Origin of the sequence: Pseudoalteromonas sp. T1lg76 (assembly GCF_002964725.1) — a bacterium.
Classification (GTDB): Bacteria; Pseudomonadota; Gammaproteobacteria; order Enterobacterales; family Alteromonadaceae; genus Pseudoalteromonas.
Genome location: NZ_PQCE01000005.1, coordinates 209,536 through 230,044, shown reverse-complemented (window position 1 = coordinate 230,044; position 20,509 = coordinate 209,536). Strand labels below are relative to the sequence as shown.

Here is a 20,509-nt window from a genome sequence, read left to right as displayed (position 1 = left end):
AAAAGCAGAATATTAAACCCGCTTGGATGTTGATCACAGAAGGCTGGTAAACAGAGCTGTTTTAACAATACTTCCCTGTAGCTTGGTTACTTCGGTCATCCATGACCTCACCTCAGTAAGCTGCGAAGCTGTGCTTCGGTCTTACTTCGCCTAATTAAAGAAACCTGTTGCAGCAATGCAGCGGGTTTTTTGCGTTTGTAGGTCGGTCTTTTAGGCCGACATTGCGGCATGGATCTGCACCTTTTTGGGGTTATCGGCACTATGCTCCTGTATTGCTCTACTATAGTCCTCTTTGTCGGGGTAAACCCCGACCTGCAACGGGGTGAACGGCAATGGTTTATCAGGCCGCTAGGTCACTGCACCTGCGTTGCCTATTGTCGGCCTAAAGGCCAACCTACAATCCAAGGCGGCAAAGATGGAGCCATAACATGGCTGGTTTGGCGGGCAACAAAAAAGCCGCTATAAAAGCGGCTTAATATAATGGTTCAGAAGAATTACTTACTGTTCCCAGTAGGCCTGTTCTAAACAATCTTCACGTTCTGGTAGACCACGGGTTAAGCGTGGAGAATGCTGTACCAATACTTCGTAGCTGGCACGGTTTGCATACTTGCTGATCTGCGCCAAAGACGAGTAGGTGATCGCTGCATGTTCATGCTTGGCCGAGTTGGGCACATTCAACTTATGATATTCATTCGCGCTGATATCGTGTAGCACGGCGGCCAGGGCACAATGCCGGCACCATTGGTGTTTTTAATGCTGTCCGGTCCACCCATAAACGGAGCGGTATGGCTGTATGCTTTAATCGGAGTGTCGCAGTCCTGCTTGCGCATGGCACGGGAAAACTCGTAGCGATTAAAGTCGGCAATGGCGCCAGGTAATAACGGATACTCGGTTTCACGCTGGCATGACTCATCGACATAACCGGCCATAAACATGCCTTTTTCGCCTGCGGTACAGATCACCAGATCAACCCAGTCCAAGGCCTTATCGGCGGCCAATAGGGGATCTTCAAAACCTGTGATGGCTTCCCCTTCTTCCTCATTCATGGCGAGGATATCAACGTGCTTTTGCACAAACTCAGCCCACCATGTGGGGTCTTGTTCGATCAAAAAGCGGGTGCCCAGAGTCAGTACCACGGGGACGCCGGCATCATTGGCGTATTTTACCGCCTGCATGGTGGCGTCGGTCATGGTTTCAGCTCCTTGAGTACGCATAAGGTAGGCGCTGATCACTAGGGCCGAAGAGTCTTGGATAAGCTCTTTATCTATGGACTCGGGACGAAGATGGTTCATTAGTCCGGCACTGATGGCAAAGGTACGCTCACCACTTTCATCGATCAGGGTAAAGCAGCGGCCGATAGGGCCATCCACGGGCTGCAGATAATCCAGGTCAACACGGCTTGAGGTATTGCAGAGAAAACGATAGGCATAGCTGCCTATTTTGATGTTTTCACTCATAACCCCAAGCAATACCGAGCGATCATCGGCCAGCACAGAATAATTGTGCATGGTATTGCCTATGGTGCCACCGGCAAACTCGTAGTCGATCATCTCGTTGAGTTTAAGACGATCGTACAAGGCATTGGTGGTTTCACTGTCGATCACCTGAGACATGCCTCGACGTAGACCAAACTCATCAAGAAAAGCTAAATCGACCTTGGCTTCAATATCGACCACGATCTGATCAATACCGACAATGTAGCTGCGTTTAAGGCGCGACTCGGCATTGATTTGATTAGTAAGTGGATCTTTCTCTTCCACCGGAAAATAATGTTTGTGTCTTCGACGACCAGGAAACTTCATGACTTACCCGTTTGCGGTATTCATAGAACAAAAAAAGCGGCGAATTATAGCCTAAATTAGCCCTCGCAGGCTATGCCATGGCTTATAAAATTGCCCGAAATAGCGATATAATCACCGCTTTATTGTAGCTATTTGAGCGAATATGAGTGAATTTGATGACAAGTACTGGATGCAAAAAGCATTGGCTTGTGCACAACGTGCTGAACAAATAGGAGAAATTCCCGTTGGCGCGGTGGTGGTGAAGGATAACCAGCTGATTGCCGAGGGGTGGAATCAATCTATCACCTTGAACGACCCATCCGCCCATGCGGAAATGATGGCGATTCGCGCTGCCGGGGAAGTGCTCAATAACTACCGTCTGATTGATTGTACCCTCTACGTTACCTTAGAGCCTTGCTCCATGTGTGCCGGGCTTTTGGTGCATAGTCGTATCGACCGTTTGGTCTTTGGTGCCACGGATCTTAAAACCGGCTCGGCGGGGTCGATTATGAATCTGGTACAGGAGCCGCGCTTAAACCATCAGCTTGAGGTGACCTCGGGGGTACTGGCTGAGGAATGTTCGGCGCAGTTATCGGCGTTTTTTAAACGTCGTCGGCAAGAGCATAAAGAATTGAAGAAAGCGCGACAGCAGCGCACGGAGGAGAATTAAGACTCCGCCATACGCTGTTGCTCTAGCTCTTCCATTTGCTGGGCGGCAAACATACGGCAACGCCAGAGGATTTTACTGTGAGTGTTCTTTCTTAATACGCGACGACGTTTGGCACTAGAAAGTTGCACGCGTTGTTTAAAGCTATGCGTTCTACGACGTTTCAACATAGTACTACTCCTGAAAGTGAGAGGGGAGAGCTACCATAACATCACGTTTAAGTGACAGTTTTATGGCATTCCTGCTGATTCTTCCGTGGCGCTGGCATCAGCGACATCCAGAGCTTGGTTTTCATCTAACCACACTAAGGTGTCGTAGTAGCGCCTTATATTATCTACGTAGGTTACGGCAACATCTCCACGCGCATAACCATACTTTGTTGTTCGATAATAGCGTTTCTTCACCAGCAGCGGTAGGTATTTTTTAACGTCGGCCCATTTGTCCGGATCGTCACCGCCGCGTTCGGTTAAGGCTCGGGCGTCGTTCACATGACCCCAGCCGACATTATAAGAAGCTAAGGCAAACCAGGTGCGATCCGGTTGTGGAATACGATCCGGCACCCGTTCTAGTAAATAGCGCAGATACTTGGCGCCGCCATCAATATTTTGTTCCGGCTTAAGACGATTTTTAACCCCCACCTGCTTGGCGGTGGGCAGGGTCAGCATCATGATACCGCGAACCCCGGTGGGGGATTTAGCGCGGGGGTCCCACATCGACTCCTGGTAACTAAGCGCCGCCAGCAAACGCCAGTCGAGCTCATGGGCATATTGCTTAAACCAAGGCGCGTATTTAGGTAGGGTATCGGCCACGGCCTCAATAAAGGCCAGGGTATTCACATAGTTGAACTGGCGTACATGACCAAAGTATTTTTCTTCTAACGCATAGAGACGACTATTTTCTTTTACCTCGCCGAAGAACTCTATCATCAGGGCATAAAGAGAATCATCATCGTCTTTGCGCATCAGCCAGGCTATGGGGTCATTACGGGTGACCGAAAAGCCGATGCTGAGATTGGGGTGATAACGGCGAAACAGCGCCAGGGTATGAGAGTCCGCCAGGGTGTAATCGATTTCGCCATCGATAATGGCCTGCAGCAATTCGGCTTCATCCAGCTCATCTGTTTCATCCCAGGTGAGTTGCGGAAATTGCTTTTGTGCTCTGAGCAAACTTTGCGAGTGGCTGCTGCGCGCTAAGACGGTGAGCTTGCCTTCCAGGTCTTCGAAATCCCGAGGGCGAGGGCGCCCTTGTTTATACACCAGTTTCTGGCTGATGGTGCGATAGCTTGGACCAAAGCGATAGTGCTCGGCCCGGCTCGGTGAGTAGCCGATCCCCGAGGCGACTAAATCAAGGGAGCCGTTATCTAGGCGCGCAAACATATCACTGAGGCTGAAAAAGGGCACTATATCCAGTTCAACCCCCATATAGTCGGCAAACTCCTGCGCCAACTCATATTCAAAGCCTTGCTCGCCCTGAGTGCCATGGTAATAATTACTGGCGCCGGCCAAGGTACCCACTCTTAGGGTTTTGGTGTGATAAATATGTTCCAGTTGCGTTGGTTGTTGTGGCTCACTACAGCCAAAAAGTGCCACTAAAGCAATTGATAACAAAAATAATCTCACAGCCAGCCCCTGTCGCTTTGTAAGCTACTCTTATAACAAAACCAAGGCCTTGCGTCACCACTACTTTGCGGCAATACGAGTAACATCATTAAATGCGGACAATCGTCCTTGTCGCGCGCCCTTTAACTCGCATTTTAAGGGAAATTAAGTATAATGCGCGGCAACTGTCGTTCAATCCTTAACCCCGGATGATAATACCTATGTTGATCCTTCGCGGTGCGCCAGCACTTTCCGATTTTCGCGTTCAAAAAGTGCTTACTCTGTGTAAGCAAGCTAACCTTCCCGTAACTGATGTCTATGCCGAGTTTATGCACTTTGCTGACCTAAAAGCAGAGTTAAGTGCCGACGAGCACACTAAACTTGAGAAGCTACTGACTTACGGGCCGCATATTCCAGAGCACGAGCCGCAAGGTACGCTGATCCTGGTAACACCGCGTCCAGGCACGATTTCACCTTGGGCTTCTAAGGCCACCGATATCGCCCATAACTGCGGTCTAACTCAGGTTCACCGCATCGAGCGTGGTATCGCCTACTATGTTGAAGGTGACTTAAGCGTCGAGCAGCAGCAAGAGGTTTCTGCTCTGCTACACGACCGCATGACCGAAGCGACACATAGCACACTTGAAGAAGCCAGTAAGCTGTTCACCAATGAGCAGCCGCGCCCAATGTCATCGGTTGACATTCTTGGCGGTGGCCGTGAAGCGCTAGCAAAAGCAAACGTTGAGCAGGGCTTTGCCTTAGCGGACGACGAAATCGACTACCTGGTTGAGAACTTCCAGAAGCTAGGTCGTAACCCGAACGACATCGAACTATTTATGTTCGCCCAGGCTAACTCTGAGCACTGTCGTCACAAGATCTTTAACGCCGATTGGACTATCGACGGCGTAGAGCAGCCTAAATCGCTGTTCAAAATGATTAAAAACACCTACGAGCAAAACAGCGTAAACGTATTATCTGCTTATAAAGATAACGCCGCAGTAATGAAGGGCTCGGTAGCGGGTCGTTTCTTCCCTGATTTTGTTGGTGAATACACTTATCATCAGGAAAACATCGAAATCCTGATGAAGGTTGAAACTCACAACCACCCAACGGCTATTTCTCCTTTCTCTGGTGCCTCTACCGGTTCTGGTGGTGAAATCCGTGATGAAGGTGCAACGGGCCGTGGTTCTAAACCAAAAGCGGGTCTGGTTGGTTTCACCGTATCTAACCTACGCATCCCAGGCTTTGAACAGCCGTGGGAAACCAAGTACGGCAAGCCGGGTCGTATCGTTGAAGCCCTTGATATTATGATCGAAGGCCCACTGGGTGGCGCGGCGTTCAACAACGAATTTGGTCGTCCAAACCTACTAGGTTACTTCCGTACCTACGAAGAATTAGTAAACAGCCACAATGGTCAAGAAGTGCGTGGTTACCACAAGCCAATCATGATCGCCGGTGGTCTGGGTAATATCCGTACCGAGCACGTACAAAAAGGTGAAATCCCTGTTGGTGCTAAGCTAATCGTACTGGGTGGCCCAGCGATGAACATCGGCCTGGGTGGCGGTGCTGCTTCATCTATGGCCTCGGGTCAGTCTAACGAAGACCTGGACTTTGCCTCTGTACAACGTGAAAACCCAGAAATGGAGCGTCGTTGTCAGGAAGTGATCGACAAGTGTTGGCAACTAGGTGATGACAACCCAATCGCATTTATCCACGATGTGGGCGCAGGCGGTCTATCAAATGCCTTCCCTGAGTTGGTAGACGACGGTGGCCGTGGTGGTATTTTCGAACTTCGTAATGTACCAAACGATGAGCCGGGCATGGCGCCACACGAAATCTGGTGTAACGAATCACAAGAGCGTTATGTTCTTGCAGTAGCAGTAGAAAACTTCGAACGTTTCGAGCAAATCTGTAAGCGTGAGCGCGCACAATATGCGGTTATTGGTACAGCGACCGAAGAGCGTCACCTGCGTGTTGCCGACTCACACTTTGGCAACAACCCGGTAGATCTTCCTCTTGAAGTGCTACTTGGTAAAGCACCTAAGATGCACCGTGACGTAACGTCAAAACAAGCACAAGGTGAAGCGCTAGAGACTGCTCAGATTACAGTAAAAGACGCGGTTCAACGTTTACTTCGTTTACCTGCGATTGCAGAGAAAACCTTCCTTATCACCATTGGTGACCGCTCGGTAACCGGTTTGGTTGCGCGCGACCAGATGGTTGGCCCTTGGCAGGTGCCGGTAGCAAACTGTGCGGTAACAGCCGCTGCATTTGATACCTACCATGGTGAAGCCATGTCTATGGGTGAACGTACCCCTGCTGCACTGCTTAACTTTGGTGCTTCCGCTCGTCTGGCGGTAGCCGAGTCACTGACCAACATCGCTTGTGCAGATATAGGTTCACTAAACAACATCAAGCTATCTGCAAACTGGATGGCTGCAGCGGGTCACCCGGGTGAAGATGCGGGTCTTTACGAAGCGGTAAAAGCCGTGGGTGAAGAGCTGTGTCCAGCACTTGGCCTGACTATCCCTGTTGGTAAAGACTCAATGTCGATGAAGACCACATGGCAGGATAATGGTGAAGACAAGGCGGTAACTGCGCCATTGTCACTGGTTATCACTGCGTTTGGTCGTGTTGAAGACATTCGTAAAACGGTAACGCCTCAGCTTCGTACCGACAAAGGCGAGTCAACCTTGCTGCTTATCGACCTGGGCGCTGGCCAAAACCGTATGGGTGCATCTAGCCTGGCACAGGTTTACAAGCAACTTGGCGATAAGACCCCTGACGTTGATAGCCCAGAGCTACTAAAAGGCTTCTTCGAAGCCATGCAGGCGCTGGTAAGCGAAGAGAAACTACTTGCTTACCATGACCGTTCAGACGGTGGTTTATTCGTAAGCGTTGCGGAAATGGCGTTTGCTGGTCACACAGGTGTGACGCTTGAACTAGACGCGCTAGTCGGTTCTGACCTTGAAGTGCTATTCAACGAAGAGCTAGGTGCGGTTATTCAGGTTCGCAATAGCGACTTGGATGCGGTTAAAGCGGTACTTGCTAATCACGGTCTTGCGGCAATGAGCCACGAGATTGGTACCTTGAACCATGCCGACCAGCTAATCATCAAGCGCGGTGGTGCTGCACTTGTTGATAACAGCCGTACCGAGCTTCGTCTAGCCTGGGCTGAAACTACATATCAGATGCAGTCTCTACGTGACAACCCAGCTTGTGCACAGCAAGAGCATGACGCAAAAGCGGATGCGAAAGACCCTGGTCTGAATGTGAAGCTAAGCTTCGACATCAATGAAGATGTTGCTGCGCCTTACATTGCTACCGGTGCTAAGCCGAAAATGGCTATCTTGCGTGAGCAGGGTGTTAACTCTCACGTTGAAATGGCGGCGGCATTTAACCGTGCCGGCTTTGCGGCCATCGACGTACATATGAGCGACATCCTTGAAGGTCGTTTGACTCTTGAAGAGTTCAAAGGCCTTGTAGCTTGTGGTGGCTTCTCATACGGTGACGTACTAGGTGCCGGTGAAGGTTGGGCTAAGTCGATTCTATTCAATGACATGGCTCGCGAGCAGTTCCAAACCTTCTTTGAGCGTCAAGATACTTTCAGCCTTGGTGTATGTAACGGCTGTCAGATGATGTCGACACTACGCGAATTGATCCCAGGCACAGAGCACTGGCCACGTTTCGTAACCAACCAAAGTGAGCGTTTCGAAGCCCGTGTTGCCCTAGTTGAAGTACAAGACAGCCCGTCTGTGTTCTTCAATGGCATGGCCGGTTCACGTATGCCTATCGCTGTTTCTCACGGTGAAGGTCGTGCCGAGTTCGCAAACGATGCGGCAATCCAAACTGCGGTTAACTCAGGCACAGTTGCGGTTAAATACGTGGACAACTACGGTAACCCAACCATGCAATATCCGGCGAACCCGAATGGTTCTCCAGAGGCAATCTCGGGTATTACTTCTACCGATGGTCGTGCAACAGTAATGATGCCACACCCAGAGCGTGTATTCCGCGCCGTGGCCAACTCATGGCACCCGGATGAGTGGAAAGAAGATAGCCCATGGATGCGTATGTTCCGTAACGCACGTAAGCACATTGGCTAACACCTGGATTAATTTTTGGGTTAATTACCAAAGATAACAAAAAGGCTGCATTTGCAGCCTTTTTTGTGTGCGGCGTATTCAGTTTCTCCGTGTTAGTATTAAGCCAAAGGTTAAGCTAAAGGAAGGCTATGCTGCGGAAGGCTTTTTTAATATTACTTGGAGTAATCTTAGTGCTTGTCACCGCGCTTGCGGTGGCCTATGGGTTTCGCAGCGAACTCACCCATATGCTGGCCAAGCATTATTTACAGCATCAGGGCGCCACGCTGACCTGCGCGCGCTGGCAATGGGGCTCCCAGTTGTTAGCCATAGATGCCGACCGGCTGTGCCTCGAATATCAGGGTCATTCTTTGACCTTGGAAGACGTCACCCTAACGCCGACGGCCCTGCATATAGCGAGAGCCCATGTTCAAGCGGGTCCCATCGCCAGCGATGATGACCAGGATAAACAAGCCAGCCCCTGGCAACCGGCACCCTTGGCCTTATTGCTGCCCCTAAAAAGACCTTTACTGAGCATAGCCGAAGCCAAGGTCAGCTTTGTCGACTTCAGTCGCCCCATGACCTTTGCTATTGAAGAAACCCAAATCAATCATTTTCAAATCACGGGTGATATCCAGGGCCAATGGTTGCTCAAAGCTGATGCCATTGAGGTAGACGTAGCCCTTGCTCGTGATTTCACTAAGGTGTTGGGCGAGTATATTAAAACGCAGCAAAATCATGCCCTGGACTGGCATGCGGATGTGGCCCAATTAGCGCTCAAAGGCGAGTTTTGGGGTAATAGCCTGGATGCAACTTTAGCCCTGCATCTTGATGGTGAGCTGCGCAGCGAGCCGCATTGTTTATGGCAGCTCGCCAGTCGGGGCCAGGTGCATATTCAATCCGAGGATATGCAGCAATACCTTATTACGGCACAACAGCTGAGTACCGAGCTCGGAGCTTTGAGTCATTGTCAGGCACTTGATAAGTACAGCGCCTACCTGGGAGAGTTGGCCGAAACTCGCTGGCAGCTTAATAGCCGACAGCCATTAACAGTGCATATGAACGGTGAGTTTAACTTGCCTGAGCTGAGCATGGCTAACCGGGCGGGAGGGCAATCCGTGCTTATTGAAGCAAACAACAGCCAGGGCAACTGGCAAACCCTGACCTTAAGCAGTGAGTATCTGTTGGCGGCGCAATTGGCCAGTATCGGCTCGCTGCAAAGCCAGGGCACCCTGACCGATAAGCAAGTGCAGGGGCACTTCCTAGGTCAAGTAGCATTGCCGCCGCAACCCGAACTCGAATATCAGCCGCTGCAGGCACAAGGCCAGTTTGGTTACGATTATCTGGGCTCCGGGTGGATGCGCGCTGATGTAAAAACCCCCGCCTTAAGCTATCAGGATTATCAGTTAAAGAGCCTGGCGCTGACCCTGGATGCAGCCCTGGATCTTGATGGCCAGGTAGAAGCCGAACTCACCACATCGGTAGCTGTGCTTAACAGCCCGCAGTTGAAGGCGCGTACCCTGACGCAGCAATATCAAATCGGTGCTAATGCGCTCGGTAATGGCGAGCGACAGGCTAAGGTGGAGGTGCAAAGTCAGGTAGCGGATCTTGAGGTTAAAGGTGTGCGTGTAAGCGGCCTGAAGCTCGATAGCAATTTAGCCATCGGCCGAGTTATCGGGGGTACTCACCTTGCTTCTTGGCAAGGAGTTGAGGCGCTACTTAAACATAATTGGAGCGACAACGCCCATGCCTTGAATCTGGTTGTTAATGACACCGAACTGAGCTCTTTTATGCCCTTGGTACAGCAGCTTGAGCCCGAACTGGTGTTCGGCGGCGGCACCATGTCATTGCACCTTGAGGGTGATGCGCTGCTAGAGCGCTTTGACTGGCAAATGGATATTAATAACGCCGAGATTTTGTATCAGAATTACCTGGCTCAGTCTCTTAACATGGCCCCCACAGGCAGTGTGAATTCAGGCGCACTTCAGCTCGAAACGACTAAGTTTACCCTAAGTGAAGTGCGTGCCGGTCCGATACTTAAAGAGGTATCTGGTGAGCTGGGGATGGATAAGGATCTCTATGTCAGCCAGGTGCAGGGCAAGCTCTTCGATGGCCGTTTTGCCTTGGATAAACTCTATTTAACTGGGCTGGAAAAGGAACGCAAACCGGCCCTGCTGCGCCTTGATGGGATCCGTGCCGAAAATGTTTTGGCCCTGGAGCCACAGCAGGGCATTAGTGTGAAAGGGTTGTTGGCCGCAGAGTTGCCGCTGCGTTTTAACGAGCAGGGGGTGAGCATAGAAAATGGCCGTATCTATTCCCAGGCCGCGGGCAAGCTGACCATAGATAACAACGCCGCCTTTAATGCGGTCAAGGAGCAGCAGCAACAGTTAGGGCCCATGTTGGCCATGTTGGAAAACTTGGATATTAACAGTATTAATGCCGATGTTGATTTAACCCATGATGGTTGGTTAACTATGGCGATGCAACTAAAGGGAGAAAATCCCGAGCATCAACAAGAAGTTAATTTTAACTATAATCATCAGGAAAATATCTATACCCTATTCAGAGCGCTGCGCTTAAGTGACGAAATCACCAAAAGAGTAGAGCGAGAGTATCAAGCGAAGGAGTAAAGCAATGAGTACGCGAATGCTGGTGGCCTTGGTCGGCGCGTTAACCTTAATGGGCTGTACCCATAAGGTCGAGGTGGAAAGTAAAGAGCCGATCACCATCAACCTAAATGTTAAAGTGGATCATGAAATCCGCGTTAAAGTAGACAAAGAGCTCGATGAGCTTTTCGGTGACGACAGCGAGCTATTTTAGGAGGCGAATATGAAACTAGTTAAATGGACCATGTTACTCAGTGCGACCATGTTGGCCTTTAGTGCTTGGGCGCTAACCTTAGATCAGGCTAAAGATCAGGGCATAGTCGGTGAAACCAGTACTGGTTACCTGGAGTTGGTGCACACCTCTGCCGAGGCGCAGCAGTTGATCACCGAGATCAATGCTAAGCGAAAGGCCAAATACCTGGCCATGGCCAAGAAAAACGGCATTAGCCTAAGTCAGGTTGAAGCTCTGGCCGGTGCTAAAGCCATTGAAAAGACTGCCGCCGGACACATGGTTAAGGTCGATGGCCAGTGGCGTAAAAAGTAACAACCAAGCACCTATAAAAAATAAAAAATAAAAAAACAGCGCTATGCAGAACATGGCGCTGTTTTTTTATGGGCAAAAGAAGGTTACCAATTCACTTAAATAGCTAATCATTCTAGCGGGCTAAATATCATGCTAACTGTGTTGGAATTTTTCTATGTAGAATAACTACATAAGAAAAATCCCGCCTTGTTATCATATCATTTATCCAGCGCTATCTCTGATCACATACTTAACAGAATTGGTATGATGGGTAAATCGCTAATGTTAGCTTACGGCTTAAGCGATAAGGCGCTCGGCCAGGCTCAGCTCCATGGTCGCTTTAAGCAAACGGTAAAGATTAATCGACGCATCGATCTCTTCTTTACGGTTGGTTAAAGACTCAATATTCAAGCCTAAAGGCACGCCTAAATGGGCACAGCTGCGCAGAATTAAATCCAGGTTCTCGCGGCAAATCCGCACCGATTCACTTAAGGTGTTGTCTGCATCGAGCATGCGCCACTTGGTCGCTTCGGGCACGGAAATGCCTAACCACTCCATAAAGTCCAAGGTGGTTTCACCGCCGCAGGGCGTAAAGGTCAGAATAATACGTTGCGGTGTCAGCCCTTGCTGGCGACAACTGCGGGCATAACTGGTGATCAAATCTATGGTCGCTTGCGCATTGTAGACAGCTTGCGAGATAAAGAACTTACAACCTTGCTCCGTCTTCGTCAGCAGACGCTCGTGTTCATTACCCTTGCTGGCATGGCGCTCGGCTATGGTTACACCACCTAAAAAGAAATCATGGTCGTGTGCATCAATATGGGTATAAGCATCATTTAGGCTTAGTTTAACTTCACCGGTTGAGGATGGGCTGCCGACCAACACCAGGTTATTAAGTTTATATTCCTGATAGGTGGTATCTAACCACTGATTAAACTCACCGGCGCTGCGCTGGGCAACGCTCTTATAAGTGATCACATCGAGTTGCGACAAGCGACGTAGTAAGCCACTGTAATGACGTGGGTCTATGGTTTCTTTAAACGGGAAAGGGCGAGGTACATTGGTGCGACTGCTTTCATCCTGAATGTCATAAACGATAACACCGTCGTACTCGATTTCATGCAAGCGACCCAATAGCTTCTCGGCAATGGCTTGCAGCTTACCATCGTCCGTACCTGTCTTCGGTGGTGTAGTGCCGATAAGGTATACCCCTTGGCGGGGGTCTTCAATTTTCTCTTGCAGTGTTAGCGCCATGATCCTCATTCCCATATGCGGTTAATGGAATTACTATAACAGCCATTTAGACGTCTAAACAGCCTTTTTCTGGTGAAACTTACTCATGAATGTTGAATTTCATTCATGTTGCCTTGTAGGTCGGCCTTCCAGGCCGACAAATATGCACCATTCTCACCTTGTCGGCGCACAGCACTGACCTACAAATGACTTTCTCAACTGCGGTCTCCAAATTAAGATCTTGTCGCGTTGGCGACGGCAACCAAAGAGGGAGTTCATAACCATCGTGCATATAATTCGTCCATGAAGCTGGGTTCCTGTCGGCATCCCTGCCTCCACCTCCGAGCGCTGCGAAGCGGGGCTTCGGTCACTCATCGCCCCTTTGACACATTTGTTTACAGCAAAATGAGCCGTCGGTTACGCGCATTGGGTGAATTTATTGCATAATGGATTGGATCAAAAATCAGATAACAATCAGACTTAAAGGATAGGAAGATGAAACTATCGGTTATTGCCTCGGGCATTGCCCTGGCGCTTGCGCTAGGCGGATGTCAAAGCACGCAGACAACGCAAACAAGTACCGCTGCGGCAACGGCGCAACAGAACAATAAAGTATTTGCCCAGGACTATGTATTAGAAGAGCTAGACAATGGTCTGCGGGTGATGGTGGTAAAAACCGATTATCCCGATGTGGTGTCGCTGCAGATCCCAGTTTCTGTAGGCTCACGTAACGAGGTAGAAGAAGGCAAAACAGGTTTTGCTCACTTCTTCGAGCACATGATGTTTAAGGGCTCGGAAAAATTCCCGGAAGATGTCTACGCCGATATCATGAAAAACTCAGGTGTTGATAACCGCGCTTACACCACCAATGATTACACCAATTACCACCTTAATTTCTCTAAGCAGCATTTAGACAAGGTGCTGGAAATCAAGGCCGATGTCTTTCAAAACCTCAGGTACAGCGAAGAGCAGTTCCGCACCGAGGCGCTGACGGTTAAGGGCGAATACCTTAAGAACAATGCCAGCCCAATTCGCAAACTGTTGGCGGCGGTGCGCAAAGAAGCCTTCGATAAGCACACCTATGAGCACACCACCATGGGCTTCTTTGAAGATATCGAAGCCATGCCGGATCAAAGTGAATACGGCCAAACCTTCTTTAAGCGTTTCTACAAGCCAGAGTATGTGTCTCTAGTTATCGTCGGCGATGTTGACCCTAAAGAAACCATTGCCATGGTGAAAAAGCACTGGGGTAACTGGCAGCGTGGCGACTATCAGGCCGATATTCCGGTGGAGCCAAAGCAAGCAGCACCGCGTTATGTACATGAGCAGTATGAGGGCTTACCGGGTCACTGGCTGTTGGTTTCTTACAAGGGCACCGTGTGGAACCCCAATACCAAGGACCGCGCCGCATTGGATCTGCTGTCACAGCTTTACTTCTCTGAAAACTCAGAGCTATACCAACAGCTGGTGGTAGAAAAGCAGATTGCTTCGCAAATGTTTACCTACAACCCGGAAACCAAAGATCCGGGCTTATTGCATGTATTCGTTAAGGTGGATGACGAAGAGAACCTGGCAGTGGTGCGTGATGCCATTAATCAAACCTATGCCCAGGCGCGCACAGAGCTGGTAGATGAAGGCAAGTTGGCGGCATTGAAATCAAATGCTAAATACAGCTTTATTAACAGCCTGGACTCATCGCAGGCGATCGCATCAACGCTTGCCAGCTATATGCACTTCGAGCGCGACCCTGAGGTGATCAACGCCCTGTATCAAAGTGCCGACAGTGTCAGTGCTGAAGATATTCGTGCCATTGCTAATCAGTACTTCACCGACAACAACCGCACTACGGTCACCATGTCGGCCAAGGATGCAGTCGCAGGTTTTGACGCCGAAGTGCAGCTTGATACCTTGGTAGCTGATATCAACAATAAGCCGACAGAGCAGCTATTTACCGTGCTGGATAAAACCAACAGCTCGCCACTGGTTGACGTAAACTGGTTATTCTACACCGGCGCTGCGGCCGACCCTGAAGGTAAAAAGGGTGTGGCGGCCTTAACTGCGGCCATGCTGGCCAAGGGCGGCAGCCAGTCGATGAGCTACAAGGAAATTCAAAAAGCTCTTTACCCAATTGCCGGCAGCTTTGCTTATCAAATCGATAAGGAAATGATCTCACTGCATGGTCGCATCCACAAGGATAACGCCGAGCAGTGGTATGAGCTGGTCAGCGACCAACTGCTAGACCCGGGCTTTCGTGAAGACGACTTCGCTCGTTTAAAGAAAGAGCTGATCGACGGCATTGAGTCGGGCCTTAAAGCTTCTAACGATGAAGAGCTAGGTAAAGAAGTACTCTACGCCGAGCTGTATCAGGGCCACCCTTATGGCGCCTACAACTACGGTGACTTGTCTGACTTAGAAGCCTTGACCCTGGATGATGTTAAAGCTTTCTACGCGAAGAACTTCACTCAGCGTAATCTGCATCTGGGCCTTATTGGTGCCGTGCCTGAAAAGGTGAAAGCGCAGATGATGAGTGACCTGCAGGGGTTGCCAGCCGGTGATCAAGCCCGCCTAGATATCCCGGATGCGCCTGCACTGATCGGCCATCATGCCACCATTATTGAAAAGAGTGCTAAGTCGACCGCCGTGTCTTTTGGTTTCCCAATTGAGACTACGCGTTCAAGCAAAGACTGGACGGCGCTGTGGTTGGTTCGTTCCTTCCTGGGTGAGCACCGTAACTCAAATGCCAAGCTGTATGAGCGTATTCGCCAGGTGCGTGGTATGAACTATGGTGACTACGCCTACATCGAGTACTTCCCGCGCGGCATGTTCCAAACCAAGCCGGATGCTAACCTGGGTCGCTCCGAGCAGATCTTCCAGGTCTGGTTGCGTCCGCTGCGCTCAAATAACGATGCCCACTTTGCTACCCGTACCGCACTGCGCGAGCTGGATAAGCTGATCAGCCAGGGTATGAGCGAGGCAGACTTTAACGCTACCCGTAACTTCCTGACTAACTTTTTGCCGCAGTTGGTGGCAAGCCAAAACCGTCAGCTAGGTTACGCCTTAGACAGCCAGTTCTATGGCACTGATAACTTCGCCGACTATGTGCGCTCACAGCTGGAAACACTCACTGTGGCGGATGTAAACCGCGTTATTCGCGGGAACCTGCAAACAGATAATATTCATTATGTGTTTGTCAGTGGTGATGGTGAAGATATGAAGGCGCGTTTAGCGAACGAGCAGGTTTCACCGCTTAAATACAACACCGAAAAACCAGCGGAACTAGTGGCCGAAGATAAGCAAATCGAAAGCTACAAGCTGGCTATTCCAAGCAAAAACATCAAGGTTGTGCCTTTGGAAGAAGTGTTTAAGTAAGTAGAACCGAGACAATAAAAAGCCGCTCAATCGAGCGGCTTTTTTAATGGGTTATTTCTTTTTTGCCTTGGACTTGGCTTTTTTGCGTTTGGCCTTCATCTTTTCCGGATCTTTTTTCTTCTTCGGCGGCAGCTTGGCTTCTTTGTGCTGCGGCTCCAGGCCTTTGATCTTACGACGCTTTAGCACCTGATCCGTGTAGCGTTCGATTTTACCTAACATGGCCACTTCATGGGCTTCAACCAAGGAGATGGCGGTGCCTTTTTTACCGGCGCGGGCGGTACGGCCAATGCGGTGTACATAGACATCGGCGCTGCGTGGCATATCGAAGTTGAACACATGGCTGATGTCGTTAACATCAATACCACGGGCGGCAACATCTGTGGCAATCAAGATCTTGGTGCGACCGCTGTGGAAGCTGGCCATGGCCGCCATACGTTTATCCTGTGGCATTTCACCGCGCAACCAGGTGGTCTTGATATCATGAGTGAATAACTCGCCAACCAGCTTTTCCAGGCGCTCACGGGTTTTCACAAAGACAATGGCTTTTTCAACACTCTCTTGCTGTAGCAAGTTCACCAAGAGCTTGAGTTTATGGTCGTAATCATCGGCCAGGTGCACCCATTGCAAAATCTTACCGCGCTCAGAACGTGAAGGCGATGCCTCCAGTTGTGCCGGCTCGTTTAAGATGCGCTCGGAGAACTTGGCGACGCTGTCACCTTCAAGGGTGGCAGAGAAAAGCATACATTGACGGCGGTTTTTCGCTTCTTCACAAATGCGCAGCATTTCCTTACGAAAACCCATGTCCAGCATGCGGTCCGCTTCGTCCAAAATCAGCAGCTCTACATCTTCGGCGTGGAAGTTTTCTGTGTCCAGATATTCCATCAGGCGCCCCGGTGTGGCGATCAGGATATCGTTATTCTTTTCAAAGATCTCTTTATGCGTGCCGTAGTTGATACCGCCGGTAACCACACCGATTTTTAAATGTGTGTCTGCCGCCAGCTTTTCGCATTGCTCATGTACCTGGTAGGCCAGCTCACGGGTTGGGGTCATGATCAAGACGCGGGCGAAACCTGGGTTACGACGCGGATGGTCCAACAGGTACTGAATGGCGGGGATCAAAAACGCCGCGGTTTTGCCGGTGCCGGTCGGGGCGCAGGCAAGGACATCACGGCCTTCCAGCGCTTCTGGAATAGCCAGTTGCTGAATGCTGGTGGGCTTAGTAAAACCTAGGCTGTCAATGGCGTTGAGTAGCGCGGTATCAAGATCAAAATCGGCAAATTGCATAAAGGAGTCAAAATGATGGACAATTAAGGCAATTATACGTGGCACATGCTCAAACACAAAGGTCTAAAGTGGCAGGTTTTCAGTTTAAACAGTTTTCTATCGCGCAATGCAGCACCGCCATGAAGGTTTCCACCGACGGTATTATGCTCGGAGCCTGGGCGGAGCTGGGCTCGGCGCAGCAAATATTGGATGTAGGCACGGGCACCGGATTGCTGGCATTAATGTGTAAGCAGCGTGCGCCCCACTCTGATGTGCGAGCCCTGGATATAGAGCCGGATGCCTGCGCCCAGGCAAGGAGTAATGTGGCGGCAAGTCCCTGGCCGGAGATAGAAATAACGCAGGGCGATGCGCAGCATTTTGACAGTGAGCGCAAGTTTGATTTGCTGATCAGTAATCCGCCTTATTTTGATAATGCCTTAAAGGCACAAGACGATAAGCGTAATTTGGCGCGTCATACCGACAGTCTGCCGTTTTCGGCGCTGATAGACCTATGGCAAAGGGTAGGCCATGTAAACACTGAGTTGGCGGTGATTCTTCCTCGTGAGCAAGGACAACAGCTAGTACAGTTAGCCGAGCAGGCGGGCGGGCATTTACGGCGCCTGTGCGAAGTAAAAAGCACCGAGCGCAAAGAAGTCAGTCGTTGGCTAATGCAATTTAGCTGGCAAGCGGGGGAGAGTGAAAAGCAGCAGCTGGTGATCCACGCAGGCGACGATTACAGTGAGGACTATCGCCACCTGTGCCGTGAATTTTATTTACGCTTCTAAAGTTTACAAAGCCTAAGTAGCTTACAGCTCGGCGTATTCGGTCATGATCTGCTCCACCCAGGTGGCAATGCGATCATCGCTTTTTTCGTACTGGCTGTCTTCATCCAGGGCCAGACCGACAAAGTGTGAGCCATCTTCTGTCAGCGCCTTAGAGGCTTCAAACTCATATTCATCGCTGTTGGGCCAGTAACCGATAAATTGCACCCCTTGTGGCGCGATTTCATCATGGAGCATGCCCAGCGCATCCTGGAACCACTGGCCATAGCCTTGTTGGTCCCCCATACCGAGCAGGGCTACCACCTTGCCCGCCAGGTTTACATCCTTGATATCATCCCAGTGCGACTCCCAGTCTTCCTGAATTTCGCCGAAGTCCCAGGTGGAAATACCAAAAATGACAAAATCATAATTTTCGGCTGTTTTCAGCGGTTCATCTTTAATATTAAAGAGATCAACAACGTCTGCACCGATAATATCGCGGACTTTTTCCGCCGCTATTTCTGTGTAGCAGGTGGTCGAACCGTAAAATAAACCAATCTTCATTGTTTTCACATCGCTTGTCATTGATAGGGCGAAGTCTAACGTATCGTGCCCCGAGTATCTATCTGATATGATGCAATTAACCTAAATCTGCATGGCCATTGATGTGAGTAAGCAGCCGCCAAACCCGGATAACCTAGAGCATATTGAGCAATTTTTGGATGCCTTGTTTCTTGAAAGCGGCGCCAGCGACAACACCTTGTCCGCCTATCGCACCGATTTAAAAAAATTCAGCGACTTTATCGCCCCCCAAGCCTTGCTTGATGTAGATACGCAAGAGGTGGAGCAATATCTGGCCTATCGGGTTGATCTCGGCTTAAGCCCGCGCAGTACGGCGCGCAGTATCAGTGCCTTAAAACGCTTTTATCAACATCAGATCACCGACAAGCGTTTGACGCGCTCGCCTTTGGAAACCATTAGCCGCCCTAAGGCCATGCAATCCTTACCAAAAACCCTGAGCGAGGAAGATGTGGAGGCGCTACTGGCAGCCCCCGATTGCGAGGATGCCATGGGCCTGCGCGACAGAGCCATGTTAGAGTTGCTTTATGCCACAGGACTGCGTGTCAGCGAACTGATCGGTCTGAGATTAGAGCATGTAAACCAGAATCAGGCGGTGGTCTTTGTAAAGGGCAAGGGCGGTAAAGAGCGCCTAGTGCCCATGGGCGAAGAAGCGCTCGATTGGCTGGCGCGCTATTTGAAATTTTCCCGCCCGGCATTGATAAAACATGCCACGGATTTTGTCTTTGTCTCCAAGCGCGGTATCGGTATGACAAGGCAAACCTTTTGGCATCGCATTAAACACTATGCTATGTTGGCGAACATTAAATCAGATCTGTCGCCGCACACCCTGCGTCATGCCTTTGCAACTCACTTGCTTAATCATGGTGCCGACCTGCGAGTAGTGCAGATGATGCTGGGTCACAGCGATTTGTCGACCACACAGATATATACGCATGTGGCCAACGAACGACTAAAATTAGTGCATCAAACTCATCACCCTCGGGCTTAGGTCACGGGCTTAGCTAGTTGGCTTAGGTTGAGGGCATAACGCGTAGGGCGTGAATTTTATCGCTGATTCACGGTCTAGGTAGTATGACTAGAAGTTTTTAGAGACATATATTATGAAAAAAGTATTTATCGCACTGGCCCTGGCCGGTGTTAGTGCGGCAACCAGCGTCAGTGTTTCGGCGGCGCAATCGGTGGCTGAAGGTAACAGTGCAGTGAAAGCCCAGTTTGCACAATTGGGTCTGAACGCCAAGAAAGTAAATACCACGCCTCTGGACGGTGTGGTTGAAGTGATCACCAACCGCGGCGTATTTTATGCCAGTGACGACGGCCGTTACTTGTTGCAGGGCACCCTGATTGATGTCAAAAACAAAGAAAACCTGACCGAGGCGGCGCTAAGCGGTGTGCGTCTTGAAGGGGTGGAGCAATATAAAGATTCGATGATCGTCTACAAGGCCGACAAAGAAAAAGGCAAGATCACCGTATTTACCGATATCACCTGTGGTTACTGCCGTAAGTTGCATCGTGAGTTAGAGGATTACCTTGAAGCCGGTATTACGGTTCAGTATCTGGGCTTCCCTCGTGGCGGCATGGGTTCACAAGGCTATAAAGATCTTATGAATGTCTGGTGTGCCGAGGATCAGCAAAAAGCCCTGACCGAGGCTAAAGCCGGTGCGAAACCGGAAGAAGTGAAGCAGTGTAATGCCCCGGTGGCGGAGCACTACCAGCTAGGACAAAGCTTTGGTATCAGTGGTACGCCGGCAATTATCCTGTCTGACGGCAGTATGATCCCTGGCTATCAACCGGCTGCCGCCATCAGTGTTGCCATTGACCAGATAAAATCTAAATCTTAATAAGATCATTATTGGGTCTGCTTAGCTAGAGCGCACTAGTTGCTTTAGCGGCAGGCCTGTTTTTTTATCTTTATAGTAATCCTGTTAAGTATGTGAGCAGATATAGCGCTGGATAAATGATGTGCTAACAAGGCGGGATTTTTCTTATGTAGCTATTCTACATGGAAATATTCTAACGCAGTGAGCATGATATTTAGCCCGCGAGA

14 protein-coding genes and 1 pseudogene are annotated in these 20,509 nt (G+C 50.0%); 9 read left to right on the top strand and 6 right to left on the bottom strand.

Annotated elements, in window-relative coordinates; translation table 11 throughout:
* Positions 1–498: 498 nt before the first annotated feature.
* A pseudogene (locus tag C2M35_RS02060) lies at positions 499–1,802 on the bottom strand (inosine/guanosine kinase).
* A gap of 142 nt (positions 1,803–1,944) precedes the next feature.
* On the opposite strand from C2M35_RS02060, the gene tadA reads away from it, so the two are divergent.
* Positions 1,945–2,451, top strand: a complete 507-nt coding sequence (gene tadA, locus C2M35_RS02055; RefSeq protein WP_105200837.1) for a tRNA adenosine(34) deaminase TadA — start codon at positions 1,945–1,947, stop codon at positions 2,449–2,451.
* On the opposite strand, the gene C2M35_RS15705 is transcribed toward tadA, so the two are convergent.
* The gene (locus C2M35_RS15705; RefSeq protein WP_199774376.1) at positions 2,448–2,618 is read right to left on the bottom strand and encodes a hypothetical protein; all 171 of its coding nucleotides are present in this window, start codon (positions 2,616–2,618) and stop codon (positions 2,448–2,450) included. The genes tadA and C2M35_RS15705 overlap by 4 nt on opposite strands.
* Positions 2,619–2,678: 60 nt before the next feature.
* Complete coding sequence (gene mltF, locus C2M35_RS02050) at positions 2,679–4,067, bottom strand: membrane-bound lytic murein transglycosylase MltF (protein ID WP_233997972.1); 1,389 nt, start codon at positions 4,065–4,067, stop codon at positions 2,679–2,681.
* Positions 4,068–4,267: 200 nt separating this feature from the next.
* Between mltF and purL the strand changes: the two genes are divergently transcribed.
* The 4 genes from purL (at position 4,268) to C2M35_RS02030 (ending at position 11,278) form a co-directional block, all read left to right on the top strand.
* Positions 4,268–8,152: a phosphoribosylformylglycinamidine synthase gene (purL, locus tag C2M35_RS02045; protein WP_105264487.1), complete on the top strand. Its 3,885-nt coding sequence runs from the start codon at positions 4,268–4,270 to the stop codon at positions 8,150–8,152.
* A 170-nt stretch (positions 8,153–8,322) separates the two neighbouring features.
* Complete coding sequence (locus tag C2M35_RS02040) at positions 8,323–10,758, top strand: YdbH domain-containing protein (protein WP_158677893.1); 2,436 nt, start codon at positions 8,323–8,325, stop codon at positions 10,756–10,758.
* 4 nt (positions 10,759–10,762) lie between these two features.
* Positions 10,763–10,948: a YnbE family lipoprotein gene (locus C2M35_RS02035; RefSeq protein WP_425416044.1), complete on the top strand. Its 186-nt coding sequence runs from the start codon at positions 10,763–10,765 to the stop codon at positions 10,946–10,948.
* A gap of 9 nt (positions 10,949–10,957) precedes the next feature.
* Positions 10,958–11,278 (top strand): YdbL family protein, encoded by a 321-nt coding sequence (locus tag C2M35_RS02030; RefSeq protein ID WP_105200832.1) that lies wholly within the window; start codon positions 10,958–10,960, stop codon positions 11,276–11,278.
* 276 nt (positions 11,279–11,554) lie between these two features.
* On the opposite strand, the gene C2M35_RS02025 is transcribed toward C2M35_RS02030, so the two are convergent.
* Positions 11,555–12,511 (bottom strand): methylenetetrahydrofolate reductase, encoded by a 957-nt coding sequence (locus tag C2M35_RS02025; RefSeq protein ID WP_105200831.1) that lies wholly within the window; start codon positions 12,509–12,511, stop codon positions 11,555–11,557.
* Between the two features lie 474 nt (positions 12,512–12,985).
* On the opposite strand from C2M35_RS02025, the gene C2M35_RS02020 reads away from it, so the two are divergent.
* Positions 12,986–15,859 carry a M16 family metallopeptidase gene (locus C2M35_RS02020; RefSeq protein ID WP_105264485.1) on the top strand — a complete coding sequence of 958 codons (2,874 nt, stop codon included), beginning with the start codon at positions 12,986–12,988 and terminating at the stop codon, positions 15,857–15,859.
* A 51-nt stretch (positions 15,860–15,910) separates the two neighbouring features.
* Here the strand turns inward: C2M35_RS02020 and srmB are convergent, their stop codons facing one another.
* Complete coding sequence (gene srmB / locus C2M35_RS02015) at positions 15,911–17,143, bottom strand: ATP-dependent RNA helicase SrmB (RefSeq protein WP_105200870.1); 1,233 nt, start codon at positions 17,141–17,143, stop codon at positions 15,911–15,913.
* Between the two features lie 38 nt (positions 17,144–17,181).
* On the opposite strand from srmB, the gene C2M35_RS02010 reads away from it, so the two are divergent.
* On the top strand, positions 17,182–17,907 hold the full coding sequence (locus C2M35_RS02010; protein WP_325034830.1) for a tRNA1(Val) (adenine(37)-N6)-methyltransferase: 726 nt from the start codon (positions 17,182–17,184) through the stop codon (positions 17,905–17,907).
* A 21-nt stretch (positions 17,908–17,928) separates the two neighbouring features.
* Here C2M35_RS02010 and fldB read toward each other — a convergent pair whose 3' ends face one another.
* Complete coding sequence (fldB, locus tag C2M35_RS02005; RefSeq protein ID WP_105200829.1) at positions 17,929–18,447, bottom strand: flavodoxin FldB; 519 nt, start codon at positions 18,445–18,447, stop codon at positions 17,929–17,931.
* A gap of 91 nt (positions 18,448–18,538) precedes the next feature.
* Between fldB and xerD the strand changes: the two genes are divergently transcribed.
* A complete protein-coding gene (xerD, locus tag C2M35_RS02000; protein WP_105200828.1) occupies positions 18,539–19,453 on the top strand; it encodes a site-specific tyrosine recombinase XerD in 915 nt (304 codons plus the stop codon).
* A 112-nt stretch (positions 19,454–19,565) separates the two neighbouring features.
* Positions 19,566–20,303, top strand: coding sequence for a bifunctional protein-disulfide isomerase/oxidoreductase DsbC (dsbC, locus tag C2M35_RS01995; RefSeq protein WP_105200827.1), 738 nt, complete (start codon positions 19,566–19,568; stop codon positions 20,301–20,303).
* Positions 20,304–20,509: the final 206 nt, after the last annotated feature.